The organism is Haloarcula mannanilytica (genome assembly GCF_005406125.1).
GTDB lineage: Archaea > Halobacteriota > Halobacteria > Halobacteriales > Haloarculaceae > Haloarcula > Haloarcula mannanilytica.
Genome location: NZ_BIXZ01000002.1, coordinates 28,896 through 42,636 on the forward strand (window position 1 = coordinate 28,896; position 13,741 = coordinate 42,636).

A 13,741-nucleotide genomic window follows, 5' to 3' on the forward strand; every position below is an offset into this window, starting at 1 on the left:
GGCATGTTCGAGTTCAAGCTTCCGGACCTCGGGGAAGGGGTCGCAGAGGGGGAGGTGCTGGCCTGGCACGTCTCGCCGGGCGACGCCGTCACCGAGGACCAAGTCCTCGCGGAGGTCGAGACCGACAAGGCCGCCGTCGACGTGCCGTCGCCGGTCGACGGCGTCGTACAGGAGCGCCACGCCGAGGTCGGTGAGATGGTCCAGACCGGCGAGGTGCTCGTCACCATCGCAGAGGAGCGCGACGCCGAGGCGAGCGAAGCGGACGGGACCGAGGACGGTACTACGTCCGAGGCCGCGGAGTCAGACGGCTCCGCACAGGCGGCCACAAGCGCGGCCGACGGCCGCGTGTTTGCCTCGCCGAGTGTCCGCCGACTCGCTCGCGAGCGGGGCGTCGACATCGCGGCCATCGACGGGAGCGGACCGGGCGGTCGCGTCACCGAGGCAGATGTCGAATCGGCAACAGCAGCAACCGACGAGACGGACGACACCGACGACGGCCCCACGTCGGTCGTGTCGAAAGTGTCCGACGACGATGACGGCGGTCCGACGGCGGTGGTCTCGCGGGTCGACGATGAGGGCGACGCAGACGACGGGACCGCTGTCAAGTCGGCCGTCAGAAGCGTCTCCGGAGACGGACAACAGACGGAGCGACGCGACCAGACGCTGGCGACGCCGGCCACCAGAAAGGTCGCCCGCGAACTCGGCGTGGACATCGACGCCGTCCCGACCGACCAGACACGGGACGGCCAGCCCTACGTCGACGAGGGGGCGGTCCGGGCGTACGCGGAAGCACAGGAGGCCGCGCAGGCGGCCGACGCCGAAGCCGTCAGCGCCGAAGGCGGCGCGGCGAGCGCAGTGGCGACCGGCGATGCGGCGGACGCGGCGGCCGCCGGCGCTGGGACCGAAACGACGCCCGTCGAGACGAGCGAGGGCGAACGGCGCGAACCGTATCGCGGCGTCCGACGATCCATCGGCGAGCAGATGGCCCGCTCCCGGCGGGAAGTGCCCCACGCCACGCATCACGACCGGGTGGTCGTGTCCGGGCTCGTCGAGGCCCGTCAGCGACTCGAACCGCTGGCCGAGGAGCGCGGCGTCGACCTGACGTACACGCCCTTCGTCGTGAAATGCGTCGCCGCGGCGCTGGAGCAACACCCGATTCTCAACACGGCGCTGGACACCGAAAATGAGGAAATCGTCTACAGAGACGCCCGCAATATCGGCGTGGCGACGGCGACCGACCACGGACTCGTCGTCCCGGTCGTCGACGACGTGGACGGGAAGGGGCTGCTGGAACTGGCCGGCGAGATCAACGACCTCGTGGCGCGGGCTCGCAGCCGCGACATCGAGCGTTCGGAGATGCAAGGCGGGACGTTTACCGTCACGAACTTCGGGGCCATCGGCGGCGAGTACGCCAGTCCCATTATCAACGTCCCAGAGACAGCAATTCTCGGTATCGGGGCGTTGAAAGAGCGTCCGGTAGCTGAAAACGGTGAGGTACTTGCGAAACCCACGCTGCCGCTCTCGCTGGCAATCGACCACCGCGTCATCGACGGGGCTGACGCGGCCCGCTTCGTCAACACGCTCAAGGCGTATCTGGCGGACCCGACACGGCTCCTGTTGGAGTAACCCCGGTTCAGGACCGAAAGCGAAACAGGTCGTTGGGGCGACAGGACACGTGATGCCCTCCACGCGAGACACATGGATCTGGTACGGATTGGCCGCGCTGTTCGTCCTGCCGCCGGGGTGTATCGCCCTCTCCCGGGTGACGATGGAACTGTTCATTTCGTCCACGTCGACTGGTGAGGGGAGTATCGGCACGCTCCTCGGCGTGTTCGCCCTGACTGTACTCGCCAGTTGGGCTGGTGTGCTGTTCAGCCTGCTTCTCACAGTCGGACTCTTCCTCGATAGTCGGCACCTCCGGCGAGCGGATGCGAACTGGACCCCGACGCCGCTGTATGCGCTCGCCGGCGTCGTCCACGGGGTGGGAACGGCGCTGCTCCCGGCGTTTGCCGTGTCGGTTCCGGTCATCGGATACTACCTGTATCGACGGCGCGGCCGAAATGCGACGGCGGGCTGAAGGGCGATACCTTTTCACCGGCCCGACCGAGGAGCCGCTATGGTCGTCGGAGATGTCACTACGGGAACTGAACTGCTGGTCATCGGCGGCGGTCCGGGCGGCTACGTCGCCGCTATCCGGGGCGCGCAACTGGGACTAGACACGACACTGGTCGAGCGGGACGCCTACGGCGGGACCTGCCTGAACCACGGCTGTATTCCCTCGAAGGCCCTCATCTCGGCCTCAGACGTGGCCCACGACGCCCGGCAGGCCGAGTCGATGGGCGTGTTCGCGGACCCGGCCGTCGACATGGCCGGAATGACCGAGTGGAAAGACGGTGTCGTCACGCGACTGACGAGGGGCGTCGAGTCACTGTGTGAGAGCGCCGGCGTCAACCTTATCGAGGGCACTGCCGAGTTCGTCGACGACGAGACGGTGCGGGTCGCTCACGGTGGCGAAGGGCAGGGTTCGGAGTCGCTGTCGTTCGAACACGCCGTCGTCGCCACGGGGAGCCGACCGATGGAAGTGCCGGGCTTCGAGTTCGACGGCGAACACATCCTTTCCTCGAAGGACGCGCTGGCGCTAGAATCGGTTCCCGAAAAGCTGCTCGTCGTCGGCGCGGGCTACATCGGGATGGAACTGTCGACGGTGTTTGCCAAACTGGGCGCGGAGGTCACAGTCGTCGAGATGCTCGATGACGTGTTACCGGGCTACGAAGACGACATCGAAGCGGTCGTCCGCGAGCGCGCCGAAGACCTGGGCATCGATTTCAACTTCGGTGAGGCCGCCGACGATTGGGAGCAGACAGACGAGGGCATCCGCGTCCAGACGGTCGACGCCGACGAGGAAATCACCGAGTACAACGCCGAGAAGTGCCTCGTCGCGGTCGGGCGCGAACCGGTCACGGACACGCTCGCGCTGGAGAACGTCGACCTCCAGACCGACGAAGACGGGTTCCTCCCGACCGACGACCAGTGCCGAACCGCGTTCGAGTCGGTGTTCGCGGTCGGTGACGTTGCCGGCGAGCCGATGCTGGCCCACAAGGCGATGGCCGAGGGCGAGGTCGCCGCCCAAGCTTCCGCCGGCGAACCCGCCGCGTTCGACCACCAGGCGATCCCCGCCGCAGTCTTTACCGACCCCGAGATCGCCACCGTCGGCATGACCGAGAGCGAGGCCGAGGCGGCCGGTTTCGATCCGGTTGTCGGCCAGATGCCGTTCCGGGCCAACGGCCGCGCGCTCACCGTCAACGAGCGCGAGGGATTCGTCCGCATCGTCGCAGACGCCGACGACGAGTTCCTGCTCGGGGCACAGATCGTCGGCCCGGAGGCGTCCGAGCTAATCGCCGAACTCGGACTCGGTATCGAGATGGGCGCGCGACTCGAAGACATCGCCGGAACGATCCACACCCACCCAACGCTCTCCGAGGCTGTCCACGAGGCGGCCGCGGCCGCACGCGGAGAGGCGGTTCACACGCGGTAATGTGGGATTGCGACTGAGTCGGCAAGTCCCAGGCCGAGCGCTCGGTACCGCGATCCACATGCGAAATGACAGGGTAGGAGATAGTTTCGGCGTACGAAAGGGTTATAATGACGATTGAGTAATCTGACGGTGACTAGGAACCGGTAACATATGTCTACTGATTCACAGCCCGACGACACCATCGCCCAAGCGTTCATTTCAGGGTCGACGTACGAGCGGCTCCGATACGAACGCCACTCATATCTCCGCCAGACTGTGCCACGAACACTCGCGCTCCAGAGTGCCCTGCTGGGCGCATTGGCGCTGTTACTCCCGATATACGGGCTGTACCCGAACAGCACCGCGGCGTTTCTCCCGACGGTTGATCCCGCCGTCGCCTCGCCGAAGGTGCTGTTGCTCGGGCTGTTTGGCGGCTTCTTGCAACTGTTCGGCGCGACGCTTCTCGTCGGATCAGTCCTCTACCGGGTCCGGCTCGCACCGCTGACCGAACGGCAGGCACACGCGGCGCTCAACGCCGAGGACTTCGCGCGGTACGTCGGACTCGGGACGGGCGGCCTGGCGATCGTGCTCTCGCTCTGCCTGTTCGCCGTGGGCCTGGGCGGCGGTGACGCGGTGTCGGCGTACATCGCGACGATGGGCCGAAACCCCTTCGTCGACTCCGGGTTCGGCGTGTCGGTCGCCACCGTTTCGCTGTTTGCCTTCGCCGCCAGCGTCGCGGTCTTTTATGCCTCCCGCTATCTCTTCGTTCACCTCGCACTGTTCCGCCGCGACAGCGAGTGAACAGCGATGACGCCGCTATCGGAGCGGAAAGGACGCCAGTAGCGGCGTTTCGTGGCTGTGAGAAATAGCCTCGGGCGTCGTCAGTTGGCCGCGGTGTCGTTGATGCCCGACTGGATCAGGAACCACGAGATGGGACCGAAGACGACGAACAGCAGGAACAGGACCACGCCGCTCTGGTCGGTGACGGCCTCGGCCGCGTTCGATATCTGCCAGATACCGATGATGTTGACCACCGGGATGACCGCCAGGATGGGAGTCAGGTCCTGGTCTGTCCCCGCGTCGAGCTGCTTGGCGGTCTTGTACAGCCAGTACAGGCCATAAAGGGTCCCGGTCACGATGAACAGGACGACCTGCAGGCCGAGCGACCCCTTCTCAAACGCTGATGCGTCAGTTACATTCGGTGATGCGGACATACAATCGGTTCATCTCTCTGGCTTCGTGAAAAAAGTACACCACAGTCGTGTTAGTTTTTCGAACACATTCATGGGATTATCTCGTCCAACCGCGGCCAGCTACTGTACCGGTCCGGGATTGAACTCGCCAAACAGCGATCTATTGGCGTCGATAGCGGTAACTACCGGGCCATGCACCGCCGTTTTCAGGCGTGCTCACGAGAGTGCAAGCATGGTCACAAACGAGAGTGAGACCTTCGAGATCGGCGGAGAGCTCACGGTTCACCGGCTCGGGTTCGGCGCGATGCGACTCACCGGCGAGGACATCATCGGCGAGCCGGACGACGAGGCCGAGGCCCGCGCAGTGCTGGAGCGGGCGGTCGAGCTCGGCGTCGACTTCATCGACACGGCCGACTCCTACGGCCCGGGCGTCTCCGAGCGGCTTATCGGCGAAGCGCTGGACACCGAACGTGAGGACCTCGTCATCGCGACGAAAGGGGGCCTGCTCCGCAACACCGACGCCGACTGGCTGGCCCACGGTGATCCGGACTACCTTCGCAACGCCCAACTGTGCTCGCGGGACCGCCTGGGGATGGATCCGATCGACCTGTACCAGTACCACCGACCGGACCCGGACACGCCGTTTGAGGACTCGATTCACGCGCTCGCCGAACTGAAAGACGAGGGGCTGATCCGCCACATCGGCGTCTCAAACGTCTCCGTCGAGCAACTCGACCGCGCCCGCGATATCGTCGATATCGCGACGGTCCAGAACCAGTACAACGTCGCCCACCGCGACGACGAGGACGTGCTGGAGGCCTGTGAGAACTACGGCATCGGGTTCATCCCGTGGTTCCCGCTGGGCGCTGGCGACCTCAGCGATGTCGACGGCATCGAGGAGATCGCAAAGCGCCACGACGCCACCCCCTACCAGATCGCGCTGGCGTGGCTGCTGGGCCACTCGGACGTGACGCTTCCGATTCCCGGCACCAGCAGCCTCGACCACCTCGAACAGAACGTCGCCGCGAGCGCCATCGAACTCAGCGACGAAGAACTGGCCGAGTTGTCCTGAGCGGCGGCCGACTGCACCAGCAACGCGACGGCGGATGACCGCGGTTCTTTTGGTTCCCACCGCTGTACCCCGGGTATGACCACTGTCACGCTGGGTCCCGAGGGGACCTACTCCCACCGCGCCGCACAGGCAGTCACCGACGACGAGATATCCTTCTCCGAGTCGGTGACCGCCATCGTCGAGGCTGTCGCCAACGGCGAGGCCGAGCGCGGCGTCGTCCCCGTCGAGAACAGCATCGAGGGCTCCGTCACCGAGTCGCTCGACGCCTTCGCGGAGTACGACATCGCCGTCGTCGACGAGATCATCACGCCGATCCGCCACGCCCTGCTCGCACAGGACGACTCCTTTTCTCTCGTTGCCAGCCACGCCCAGGCGCTGGCCCAGTGTCGCGGCTGGCTCGACGAGCACTACCCCGGCGTAGACGTAGAGGCCGTCGCGTCGACGGCTCGCGGCGTCGAGCGCGCTCGTGGCGACGCAGATATCGCCGCCATCGGCCATCCCGAGAACGCCACCAACGGGACCGAACTGAGAGTTCTCGCCGAGGACATTCAGGACCAGTCCTCGAACGCCACGCGCTTCGTCGTCGTCGCGCCGACGAGCGAACGCAGCGAGGCCGGCGGCAAGACCTCATTCATCGTCTACCCCGACGTGGACTACCCCGGCCTGCTGCTGGAACTGCTGGAACCCTTCGCCGACCGCGACATCAACCTCACCCGTGTCGAATCCCGGCCCAGCGGTGAGCGCCTGGGCGATTACGTCTTCCACATCGACATCTCGGCCGGCCTCTACGAGCAGCGCACGCAGGACGCCCTTGCTGACATCGAGGAGATTGCAGAGAAGGGGTGGGTCCGCCGGCTGGGGTCCTACGATTCGCAAACGGTCGTCAACTGACCCAGCGAAGCATCGCCGGCCGCGGTTCAAGCGTTAAGTCCCGGGGCCGTGTACCCCCGTATATGTCCGACCGCGATCCGTTCAGCGAGATCGAGCGCGCGTTCGATATGCTGGGGGAGCAGTTCGGCGTCGACATGGGAGCTGTCCCGGTCGATGTCGTCGACGAGGGCGACACCTTCGTCGTCCACGCGGACCTCCCCGGCTACGACAGCGAGGACATCGATGTCCAGCTCGTCGAGGACCGGGAGCTCACCATCAGCGCCGCGTCGAGCCAGGAGCAAGAATCGACCGACGGCCAGTACGTCCAGCGCGAGCGCCGCCAGCAGTCGATGAGTCGGTCGGTTCGCCTCCCCGAAGCCGTCGACGAGGAGGAAACCACCGCGAGCTACAACAACGGCGTCCTCACCGTACGGCTGGGGAAGGTCGTACGCAACGAAGACGACGACGGCACGGACATCCCCGTGAACTGACGATGGTGCTCGAACCCGGCACGGACGTGCCAACGATCAGAGCGACGAATCAGCACGGCGACGCGGTCCAGCCCGCCTTCGAGGAGCCGACGGTACTGTACTTCTATCCCGCGGACGACACCCCGGGGTGTACGACGGAGGCAGCGCAGTTCGAGGAGTACGGACAGCAGTTTGCGGACGCCGGCGTCTCGGTGTACGGCGTCTCGACGGACGGCGTGGACAGCCACCGCGACTTTGCCGAGGCCAACGGCATCAGCTTCGACCTGTTGGCCGACCCCGAGGGACGGCTGTGTGAGGCCTTCGACGTAGAGCTCGTCGACGGGCGAAGCCAGCGGACGACGTACATCATCGCCAACGGGCGTGTCGTCGGCGTGTACGAGCGGGTCGCCCCCGACGGGCACGCGACGAACGTCTTCGAGGACCTCGTGGATACCGGCGTTATCGCGGCCGAGTAAGCAGTCAGTGAGCGGTCAGCAAGCGGTAACAGCCCGTTCTGACGACAACAGGCTATTCTTCGATGTCGATAGCCGGACGGCCCGGCCCGGCCTTGCCGACGAGATCGGGATCCGCCTCGTCCGGTCCCTGCACGACTACGTCAGCGCCGAACTCGCGTTCGATGAGCCACGCGGCGCGTTCGAGCGCTTCCTGTTCGCGCTCGGGTGGCAGTTGCTCATCCAGCGACTGGGCGCGGCCGGCCAGTTCCTTGGCGAAGTCCGCGGCCGCCTCGCCCTGCTCGCGCAGGTCCTCGTCCTGCATGACGGTCCCGACGACGTTGCCGTCGGCGTTCCGTGCGAGGTCAAGGACGCGGTGCTTCCACTCCGGCGCGACCGCGAGCGTGATCGTCTGTGGGTCCTCGATACCGACCGTGTCGACGATGTCGCGGATGTCCTCACGGGTGTTCTCGACCAGTCGGCGCTCTGTCTCGTAGTCGGCGGGGGCCTCCGCCGCCGGCCACTCGGCCTCCGCGATGAGGTCGTCGTGGCCCAGTTCGGCCCACATCTCCTCGGCGGCGTGGGGCGCGACCGGGGCGAGCAGCTTCGCCGCCGTCGCCAGCCCGCGCTCGAAGGTGTCGGGGTCAGGGTCGGTCGCCTCCTGATATCGGCGCAGCAGCGACACCAGTTCCCGCACGGCCTGGAGCGCGTGGTTGAACCGGAAGTCCTCGAACTCCGCCGTCGCGTTCGCGGCCGTCGCGTCGATTTCGCGGTCGACGTAGGCCGCGATTTCGTTGGCATCGCCGGCGCTCGCGGTTTTACCGCTCGCGTTTTCCGAGGCGCTCCGCGCCTCGCTATCGCCCTCGGCGTACTCCGAAACCAGCCGGTAGACGTTCTGGAGGAAGCTGTGGGCGGACTGGACGCCTTCGGGACTCCAGGCGAACTCCTTCTCGGGCTGGGCGGCCTCCATGATGAACAGCCGGGCCGTATCAGCCCCGTACTCCTCGATGATGCGCTGGGGTGAGACGCCGTTTCCAAGGCTCTTGGACATCTTGTTGCCGTCTTCGCCCAGCACCATCCCCTGGTTCGTGAGGTTCGTGAAGGGTTCGCGGACGCCGTCGACCATATCGAGGTCGTCGAGCACCTTCGTGAAGAAGCGGGCGTACAGCAGGTGCATCACGGCGTGTTCGATGCCGCCGACGTACTGGTCGACCGGCATCCAGTCGCTGGCCCGTTCGGCGTCGAAGGGTGCGTCGTCCATTTCCGGCGAGGTGTACCGCAGGAAGTACCACGAGGAGTCGACGAAGGTGTCCATCGTGTCGGTCTCTCGCACGGCGTCGGCCCCGCACTCGGGACAGTCGACGTGCTTCCAGTCTTCGGCGGCGTCCAGCGGGTTCCCGGTCGTGTGGACGAACTCCGGCAGTTCGACCGGCAGGTCCTCGTCGGGGACCTCGACGTAACCACAGTCGTCGCAGTGGATCATCGGAATCGGGGTCCCCCAGTAGCGCTGGCGGGAGATACCCCAGTCCCGGAGGTTGTACTCCGTGCGGTGCTCGCCGTCGAACTCCTCGACGAAGCGGTCGCGGGCCTCCTCGCTCGTGAGGCCGTCGAACTCGCCGCTGTTGACCAACAGCCCGTCCTCGGGATACGCTTCCTCCTGCACATCGATGTCTTCGGGGTCAGCGTCTGCGTCTTCGGTCGGTTCGACGACCTGCACGATGTCGATGTCGTGGTGCGTGGCGAACTCGTGGTCGCGCTCGTCGTGGGCGGGCACAGCGTACAGCGCGCCCGTTCCCACGTCGGTCAGCACGTAGTCGGCGACATAGACGGGGATTTCCTCGCCGGTGGCGGGGTTTTCGGCGTACTCGCCGGTGAACACGCCGGAGGTCACGTCGAGGTCGTCCTCGTCGGCGTCCTCGGCCATCTCGATGTACTCGGCGACCTCGTCGTTGTCTTCGGCGATTTCCTGGGCGACAGGGTGGCCCGGGGCCAGCGAGAAGAACGTCGCTCCGTGGATGGTGTCCAGCCGGGTGGTGAAGATGTCCACCTCGCCGTGGCCGGGAATCTCGAAGGCGACGCTCGCGCCCTCCTGCTTGCCGATCCAGTTGCGCTGCATCTCCCGGACGTTGTTCGGCCAGCCGTCGAGGTCGTCCAGTGACTCCAGCAGTTCCTCGGCGTAGTCGGTGATGGTGAAGAACCACTGGTCCATCTCGCGGGCTTCGATGGGCGTATCACACCGCCAGCACAGTTCCGCCTCGCCCTCGACCTGCTCGTCGGCGAGGACGGTTTCACAGGAGGGACACCAGTTCAGTTCGGCGGCCTGGCGCTCGACCAGCCCTTCCTCGCGGAACTGTTTGAACAACCACTGGTTCCACTGGTAGTACTCCGGCTCGCAGGTCGCGAGTTCGCGGTCCCAGTCGTAGCCAAAGCCCATCTCCGTGAGCTGGTCGCGCATCGAGTCGATGCACTGCATCGTCCAGTCTCGCGGATTGGTGTCCCGTTCCTCTGCGGCGTTCTCCGCCGGGAGGCCGAAGGAGTCCCAGCCCATCGGGTGGAGGACACTCTCGCCGCGCATCCGCTCGAAGCGGGCGTAGGCGTCGGTGATGGTGTAGTTCCGGACGTGGCCCATGTGAAGGCTCCCGGAGGTGTAGGGGAACATCGCCAGGACGTACTCCGGGTCGGTCTCGTCGTCGTCGATCCGGAACACGTCGGCCTCGTCCCACGTGCGCTGCCACCGGGGTTCGATCTCCGTATGGTCGAACCCCCGCTCGCGTTCCTCACCGGTCGTAGTCATGATATCGGAACATCCGGTAGCGACGGTGCTATACCTTTCCCTTCGGGAGGCTGTCGGGGCACGGCGGAGAGAGCGTCCTGACGGATCGACCGCCGACCCGTTATTCCTGACAGTCCACGTTCCCGATGTCGAAGCGAGCGCCGCCCGACTCACTGTCCGACATGGAGAGCGTCCAGCCCTGATCCGCGGCGACCCGTCGGGCGACGTAGAGCCCGAACCCAGTGTTCTCCGCGACGGCGGAGTGGCCCGCATCGAACACGCGCTCCGGCGGCTCAACATCGATGCCAGGGCCGTCGTCGGCGACGAAGAAACCGTCGTCCGTCGTGCCGACAGTAACGGTGACTGCCGGGCCAGCGTGCTCAAGCGCGTTCTGGAACAGGATCTGGAGAAGCAGCCCGGTCGATTCCTGGTCGGCGACGATACGGGTGTCGCTGTCGAAGGTCAGGCTCGCCTGGCTGTCGGCGAGCGTGTCCCAGACCTCACGACTGAGACGGGAGAGCCACACGTGTTTTTGCTTCGGGACCTGTTCGATCTCGTCGTGCTGGAGCGGCCCGTTCGGGTCGCTCGTGGAGAGTTCGACCACGGTGTCGATAATCGAGGCAACATTGGAGAGCGACTCTTCGATGTCGGCGGCCGCATCGTCACAGCCAGCCAGGTCTTCGAGTCGGCCGTAGGCGATCTGAAGTTCGTTTCGTAGCTCGTGAGACGCCACAAGTGCGACCTTCACCAGCCGTTCGTGCTGACGACGAAACGCGTGCTCGCGGAGCTTTCGCTCGGTGATGTCCTGTGTGTGTCCGACGATGCCCTGGATCTCTCCCGCAGCGTCGTACCACGGCATTTTACGAGTGCGGACGTACGTCGCATCGAGGTTGAGGAACTCCTCGACTTCGATCTGGTCCGTTTTCCCCTCGATCACGTCCATCTCATCACGGAGGGCTGCTTTCGCGTGTTCGTCGGCCAGTTCCGGGACTTCGACATCAGTGAGGCCGAGTCGGTCGGTCGGCTCGTTGAACCCCCGCCCCATCAGGACGTGTCGGGCCTGGCCGTCTTTCGCATAGAGGTGGTCGGGCATCTCGTTGAACAGCGAGAGTAACAGCGTCTCCATCGGCGATGGCGGGCGTCCCGCGACAGCCGGCGGCTCGCCGTCGAGACTGTCCCGGACAGCCTCGGCAACAGTGTCTTCGAGACGTGCCGACGGCTCGACTGCCGTCACGTCCAGGCCGTCCGGAACTGCCGACGGGTCCTCGCCAGCGACGATCATCGGGAGGTCGGGAAACAGGTTTCTGACACCGTACGCGATGTCGGTTCCGGACTGTCCGTCAACTGTTGCAGGCAGGACAAGCGCGTGGAACGTCGAACAGGTGAGCGTATCAAAGAGGGCCGAAAGGGCCGACAGTTGCGTGACCGAAGCCGGCGTCTCAGCGAGAGCGGATTCGAGAGTTGCCGTATCCACCCCGTCACCGCCGACAACTAAGACAGATTTGCTACCCATTGTGCGTTCCCGGTGACCGTACTGTTGCGTGTGGTGGACCGTCACTGTTTCGGGCGTTTCGAGGAACAAAGGCCGCTCACGACCGCCAGTTCAGCGATGGCTCAGGACGCTCCAACTTCGGGCAGTTTCGATCAATCCCGACAGGACGGACACGGTACTCCGGCCAGACGCCGGAAATTCACACAAGATTTTTGCCGGATTCCGCTGGTGTCTGGAATGTATGGTACACTGCCCTGACTGTGAGACCTCGCTCGAAACGGCCGACGACATCGAGTTCGTCGAAGTGGACGCGGTTACCGGGTTCATCAAGGCCTCCAAGCGCTTCTACACCGCGAACTGCGCAGCCTGTGGCGTCACTATCGGCAGCGGCGTCGCCGGCGCGAAGTCGAACGGAGGTGCAGCCTGATGGTTCACTGTCCGGAATGCGACGCGGAGATGACCGACCAGGACGACGTGGAGTTCCTCGACATGGAGTCGACGACGGGCTTTTTCACGGCCTCGAAGCGGTTCTATCTCGTGGCCTGTGGTAACTGCGGGGCCGCCATCGGCAGCGGCGTCGCCGGTGCGATGTAGCCGCCCTAGGCTTATACACGTCTCAGCGCAAGAGACAGTATGGCGGAATCACCTGACGACGCGAAGGACAGCGGACGACTGCCGAAGGCTCTCCGATCGGTCACACCGGGCTCGCGGAGCCGTCCCAACGAGGGCATGGACGTGTTCGGTTGGGGGATGCTCGCCGGCCTGCTCGTCCTGCTGGTCCCGCTCCTGCCGTTCATTATCATCGTCTGGGGCATCTCGAAAGTGACCGAGATGCTCACGCCCTCATCCTAATCAGGACGTGTCGGTGTCGACGAGCGAGAACGCCGTCCCGTCGCCGTCAGCGCTTGCGTTCTCGTAGACGACGTGTGCGGCCGCGACATCCTGGATAGCCAGCCCTGTCGAGTCAAAGACAGTGATGCCGTCGTCGTCGGTCCGCCCCGAAAGTTTGCCAGCGACGATGTCGCCGAGTTCCCCGTGGAGATCGTTGTCGGTCAGGACGCCCTTGCCCCACGGGACGTTGATTTCACCGGAGTGGGTACACTGCTCGTAGTTATCGATGACGAGTTTCGAATCGAGCAGCGTGCGTTCGTCGTGTTCCTGCTTGCCGGCGGCATCGGCTCCGATAGCGTTGACGTGCGTTCGCTCGCCGAGCCACTCCCGCTCCACGATGGGCGACTCGACGGGCGTAATGGTCGACAGCACGTCACAGCCGGCGGCGTCCGCAATGGTGCCCGCGCGCACGTCGAACCGGCCGGCGAAGGCGTCGACGAACGCCTGCTGTTTCTCCGCGTCCCGGTCGGCGACGACCACCGTCTCGATGTCACGGACCGACGAGATGGCCTCCAGTTGCGTGTAGGCCTGCGTGCCGGCCCCGACCAGACCAAGGGAGTCGGCATCGTCGACGGCGAGGTGGTCGGTAGCGACGGCGGCCGCCGCCCCGGTCCGCAGGCGGGTCAGAACGGTGCCGTCCATCACCGCCAGCGGAAACGCCGTCTCGGGGTCCGAGTAGATGAGTGTCCCGAGAACGGTCGGCAGGTCGTGGTCGCTGGGGTTGTCCAGATGGACGTTGACCCACTTGACCGCGGCGGCGTCCCACGTCTCCGCGTTGACGTAGGCCGGCATCGACCGGAAGTCGCCGTTGTACTGCGGCAGATCGATGTAGGACTTGGCCGGCATGATGGTGTTATCCCTGGCATCAGCGGCGAAGGCGGCGGCGACCGCGTCGATGACCGCCGGCATCGCAGCGTGGTCCTCGACCGCATCCGCGCCAAGAAGCAGCGTCTGCATACGAAAGCTTGGCACTCGGCGGCACTTATACCCCCGCCGTCACAGGGATTATGTCGT

Annotated in this window: 15 protein-coding genes; 11 read left to right on the forward strand and 4 right to left on the reverse strand. The window is 65.5% G+C overall.

All coding sequences use genetic code 11. The annotated features are described in order from the left end of the window. The first annotated feature begins 3 nt into the window (after window positions 1-3). The 4 genes from Harman_RS07275 (at window position 4) to Harman_RS07290 (ending at window position 4,315) form a co-directional block, all read left to right on the forward strand. Window positions 4-1,626, forward strand: a complete 1,623-nt coding sequence (locus Harman_RS07275) for a 2-oxo acid dehydrogenase subunit E2 (protein WP_137683161.1) — start codon at window positions 4-6, stop codon at window positions 1,624-1,626. 142 nt (window positions 1,627-1,768) lie between these two features. Further along, a complete protein-coding gene (locus Harman_RS07280; protein ID WP_137683742.1) occupies window positions 1,769-2,077 on the forward strand; it encodes a hypothetical protein in 309 nt (102 codons plus the stop codon). Window positions 2,078-2,116: 39 nt separating this feature from the next. Further along, on the forward strand, window positions 2,117-3,535 hold the full coding sequence (gene lpdA / locus Harman_RS07285) for a dihydrolipoyl dehydrogenase (protein WP_137683162.1): 1,419 nt from the start codon (window positions 2,117-2,119) through the stop codon (window positions 3,533-3,535). A 150-nt stretch (window positions 3,536-3,685) separates the two neighbouring features. Continuing rightward, window positions 3,686-4,315 carry a hypothetical protein gene (locus Harman_RS07290; protein WP_137683163.1) on the forward strand — a complete coding sequence of 210 codons (630 nt, stop codon included), beginning with the start codon at window positions 3,686-3,688 and terminating at the stop codon, window positions 4,313-4,315. An 80-nt stretch (window positions 4,316-4,395) separates the two neighbouring features. Here Harman_RS07290 and Harman_RS07295 read toward each other — a convergent pair whose 3' ends face one another. Next, window positions 4,396-4,728 (reverse strand): DUF4234 domain-containing protein, encoded by a 333-nt coding sequence (locus tag Harman_RS07295; RefSeq protein ID WP_137683164.1) that lies wholly within the window; start codon window positions 4,726-4,728, stop codon window positions 4,396-4,398. 211 nt (window positions 4,729-4,939) lie between these two features. Between Harman_RS07295 and Harman_RS07300 the strand changes: the two genes are divergently transcribed. The 4 genes from Harman_RS07300 to Harman_RS07315 all read left to right on the forward strand — a co-directional run bounded on the left by Harman_RS07300 (window position 4,940) and on the right by Harman_RS07315 (window position 7,595). Beyond that, complete coding sequence (locus Harman_RS07300; protein WP_137683165.1) at window positions 4,940-5,779, forward strand: aldo/keto reductase; 840 nt, start codon at window positions 4,940-4,942, stop codon at window positions 5,777-5,779. Between the two features lie 75 nt (window positions 5,780-5,854). Beyond that, on the forward strand, window positions 5,855-6,670 hold the full coding sequence (pheA, locus tag Harman_RS07305) for a prephenate dehydratase (protein WP_137683166.1): 816 nt from the start codon (window positions 5,855-5,857) through the stop codon (window positions 6,668-6,670). 62 nt (window positions 6,671-6,732) lie between these two features. Continuing rightward, window positions 6,733-7,140: an Hsp20/alpha crystallin family protein gene (locus Harman_RS07310; RefSeq protein WP_137683167.1), complete on the forward strand. Its 408-nt coding sequence runs from the start codon at window positions 6,733-6,735 to the stop codon at window positions 7,138-7,140. 2 nt (window positions 7,141-7,142) lie between these two features. Then, on the forward strand, window positions 7,143-7,595 hold the full coding sequence (locus Harman_RS07315) for a peroxiredoxin (protein WP_137683168.1): 453 nt from the start codon (window positions 7,143-7,145) through the stop codon (window positions 7,593-7,595). 52 nt (window positions 7,596-7,647) lie between these two features. On the opposite strand, the gene leuS is transcribed toward Harman_RS07315, so the two are convergent. Both leuS and Harman_RS07325 read right to left on the reverse strand, forming a co-directional pair. Continuing rightward, entirely contained in the window at window positions 7,648-10,365 is a 2,718-nt protein-coding gene (gene leuS, locus Harman_RS07320; protein WP_137683169.1) for a leucine--tRNA ligase, read from the reverse strand. A gap of 100 nt (window positions 10,366-10,465) precedes the next feature. After that, complete coding sequence (locus tag Harman_RS07325) at window positions 10,466-11,857, reverse strand: sensor histidine kinase (RefSeq protein WP_137683170.1); 1,392 nt, start codon at window positions 11,855-11,857, stop codon at window positions 10,466-10,468. 220 nt (window positions 11,858-12,077) lie between these two features. On the opposite strand from Harman_RS07325, the gene Harman_RS07330 reads away from it, so the two are divergent. Genes Harman_RS07330 through Harman_RS07335 form a run of 3 tightly spaced genes read left to right on the forward strand, consistent with a single transcriptional unit; the run spans window position 12,078 to window position 12,688 of the window. Beyond that, the gene (locus Harman_RS07330) at window positions 12,078-12,263 is read left to right on the forward strand and encodes a hypothetical protein (protein ID WP_101348989.1); all 186 of its coding nucleotides are present in this window, start codon (window positions 12,078-12,080) and stop codon (window positions 12,261-12,263) included. Continuing rightward, on the forward strand, window positions 12,263-12,430 hold the full coding sequence (locus Harman_RS21455) for a hypothetical protein (RefSeq protein ID WP_200830854.1): 168 nt from the start codon (window positions 12,263-12,265) through the stop codon (window positions 12,428-12,430). The genes Harman_RS07330 and Harman_RS21455 overlap by 1 nt, the downstream gene beginning before the upstream one ends. 39 nt (window positions 12,431-12,469) lie before the next feature. Further along, the gene (locus tag Harman_RS07335; RefSeq protein WP_137683171.1) at window positions 12,470-12,688 is read left to right on the forward strand and encodes a DUF7535 family protein; all 219 of its coding nucleotides are present in this window, start codon (window positions 12,470-12,472) and stop codon (window positions 12,686-12,688) included. Here Harman_RS07335 and Harman_RS07340 read toward each other — a convergent pair whose 3' ends face one another. Further along, complete coding sequence (locus Harman_RS07340; RefSeq protein ID WP_137683172.1) at window positions 12,689-13,684, reverse strand: ornithine cyclodeaminase family protein; 996 nt, start codon at window positions 13,682-13,684, stop codon at window positions 12,689-12,691. Between the last annotated feature and the right edge of the window lie 57 nt (window positions 13,685-13,741).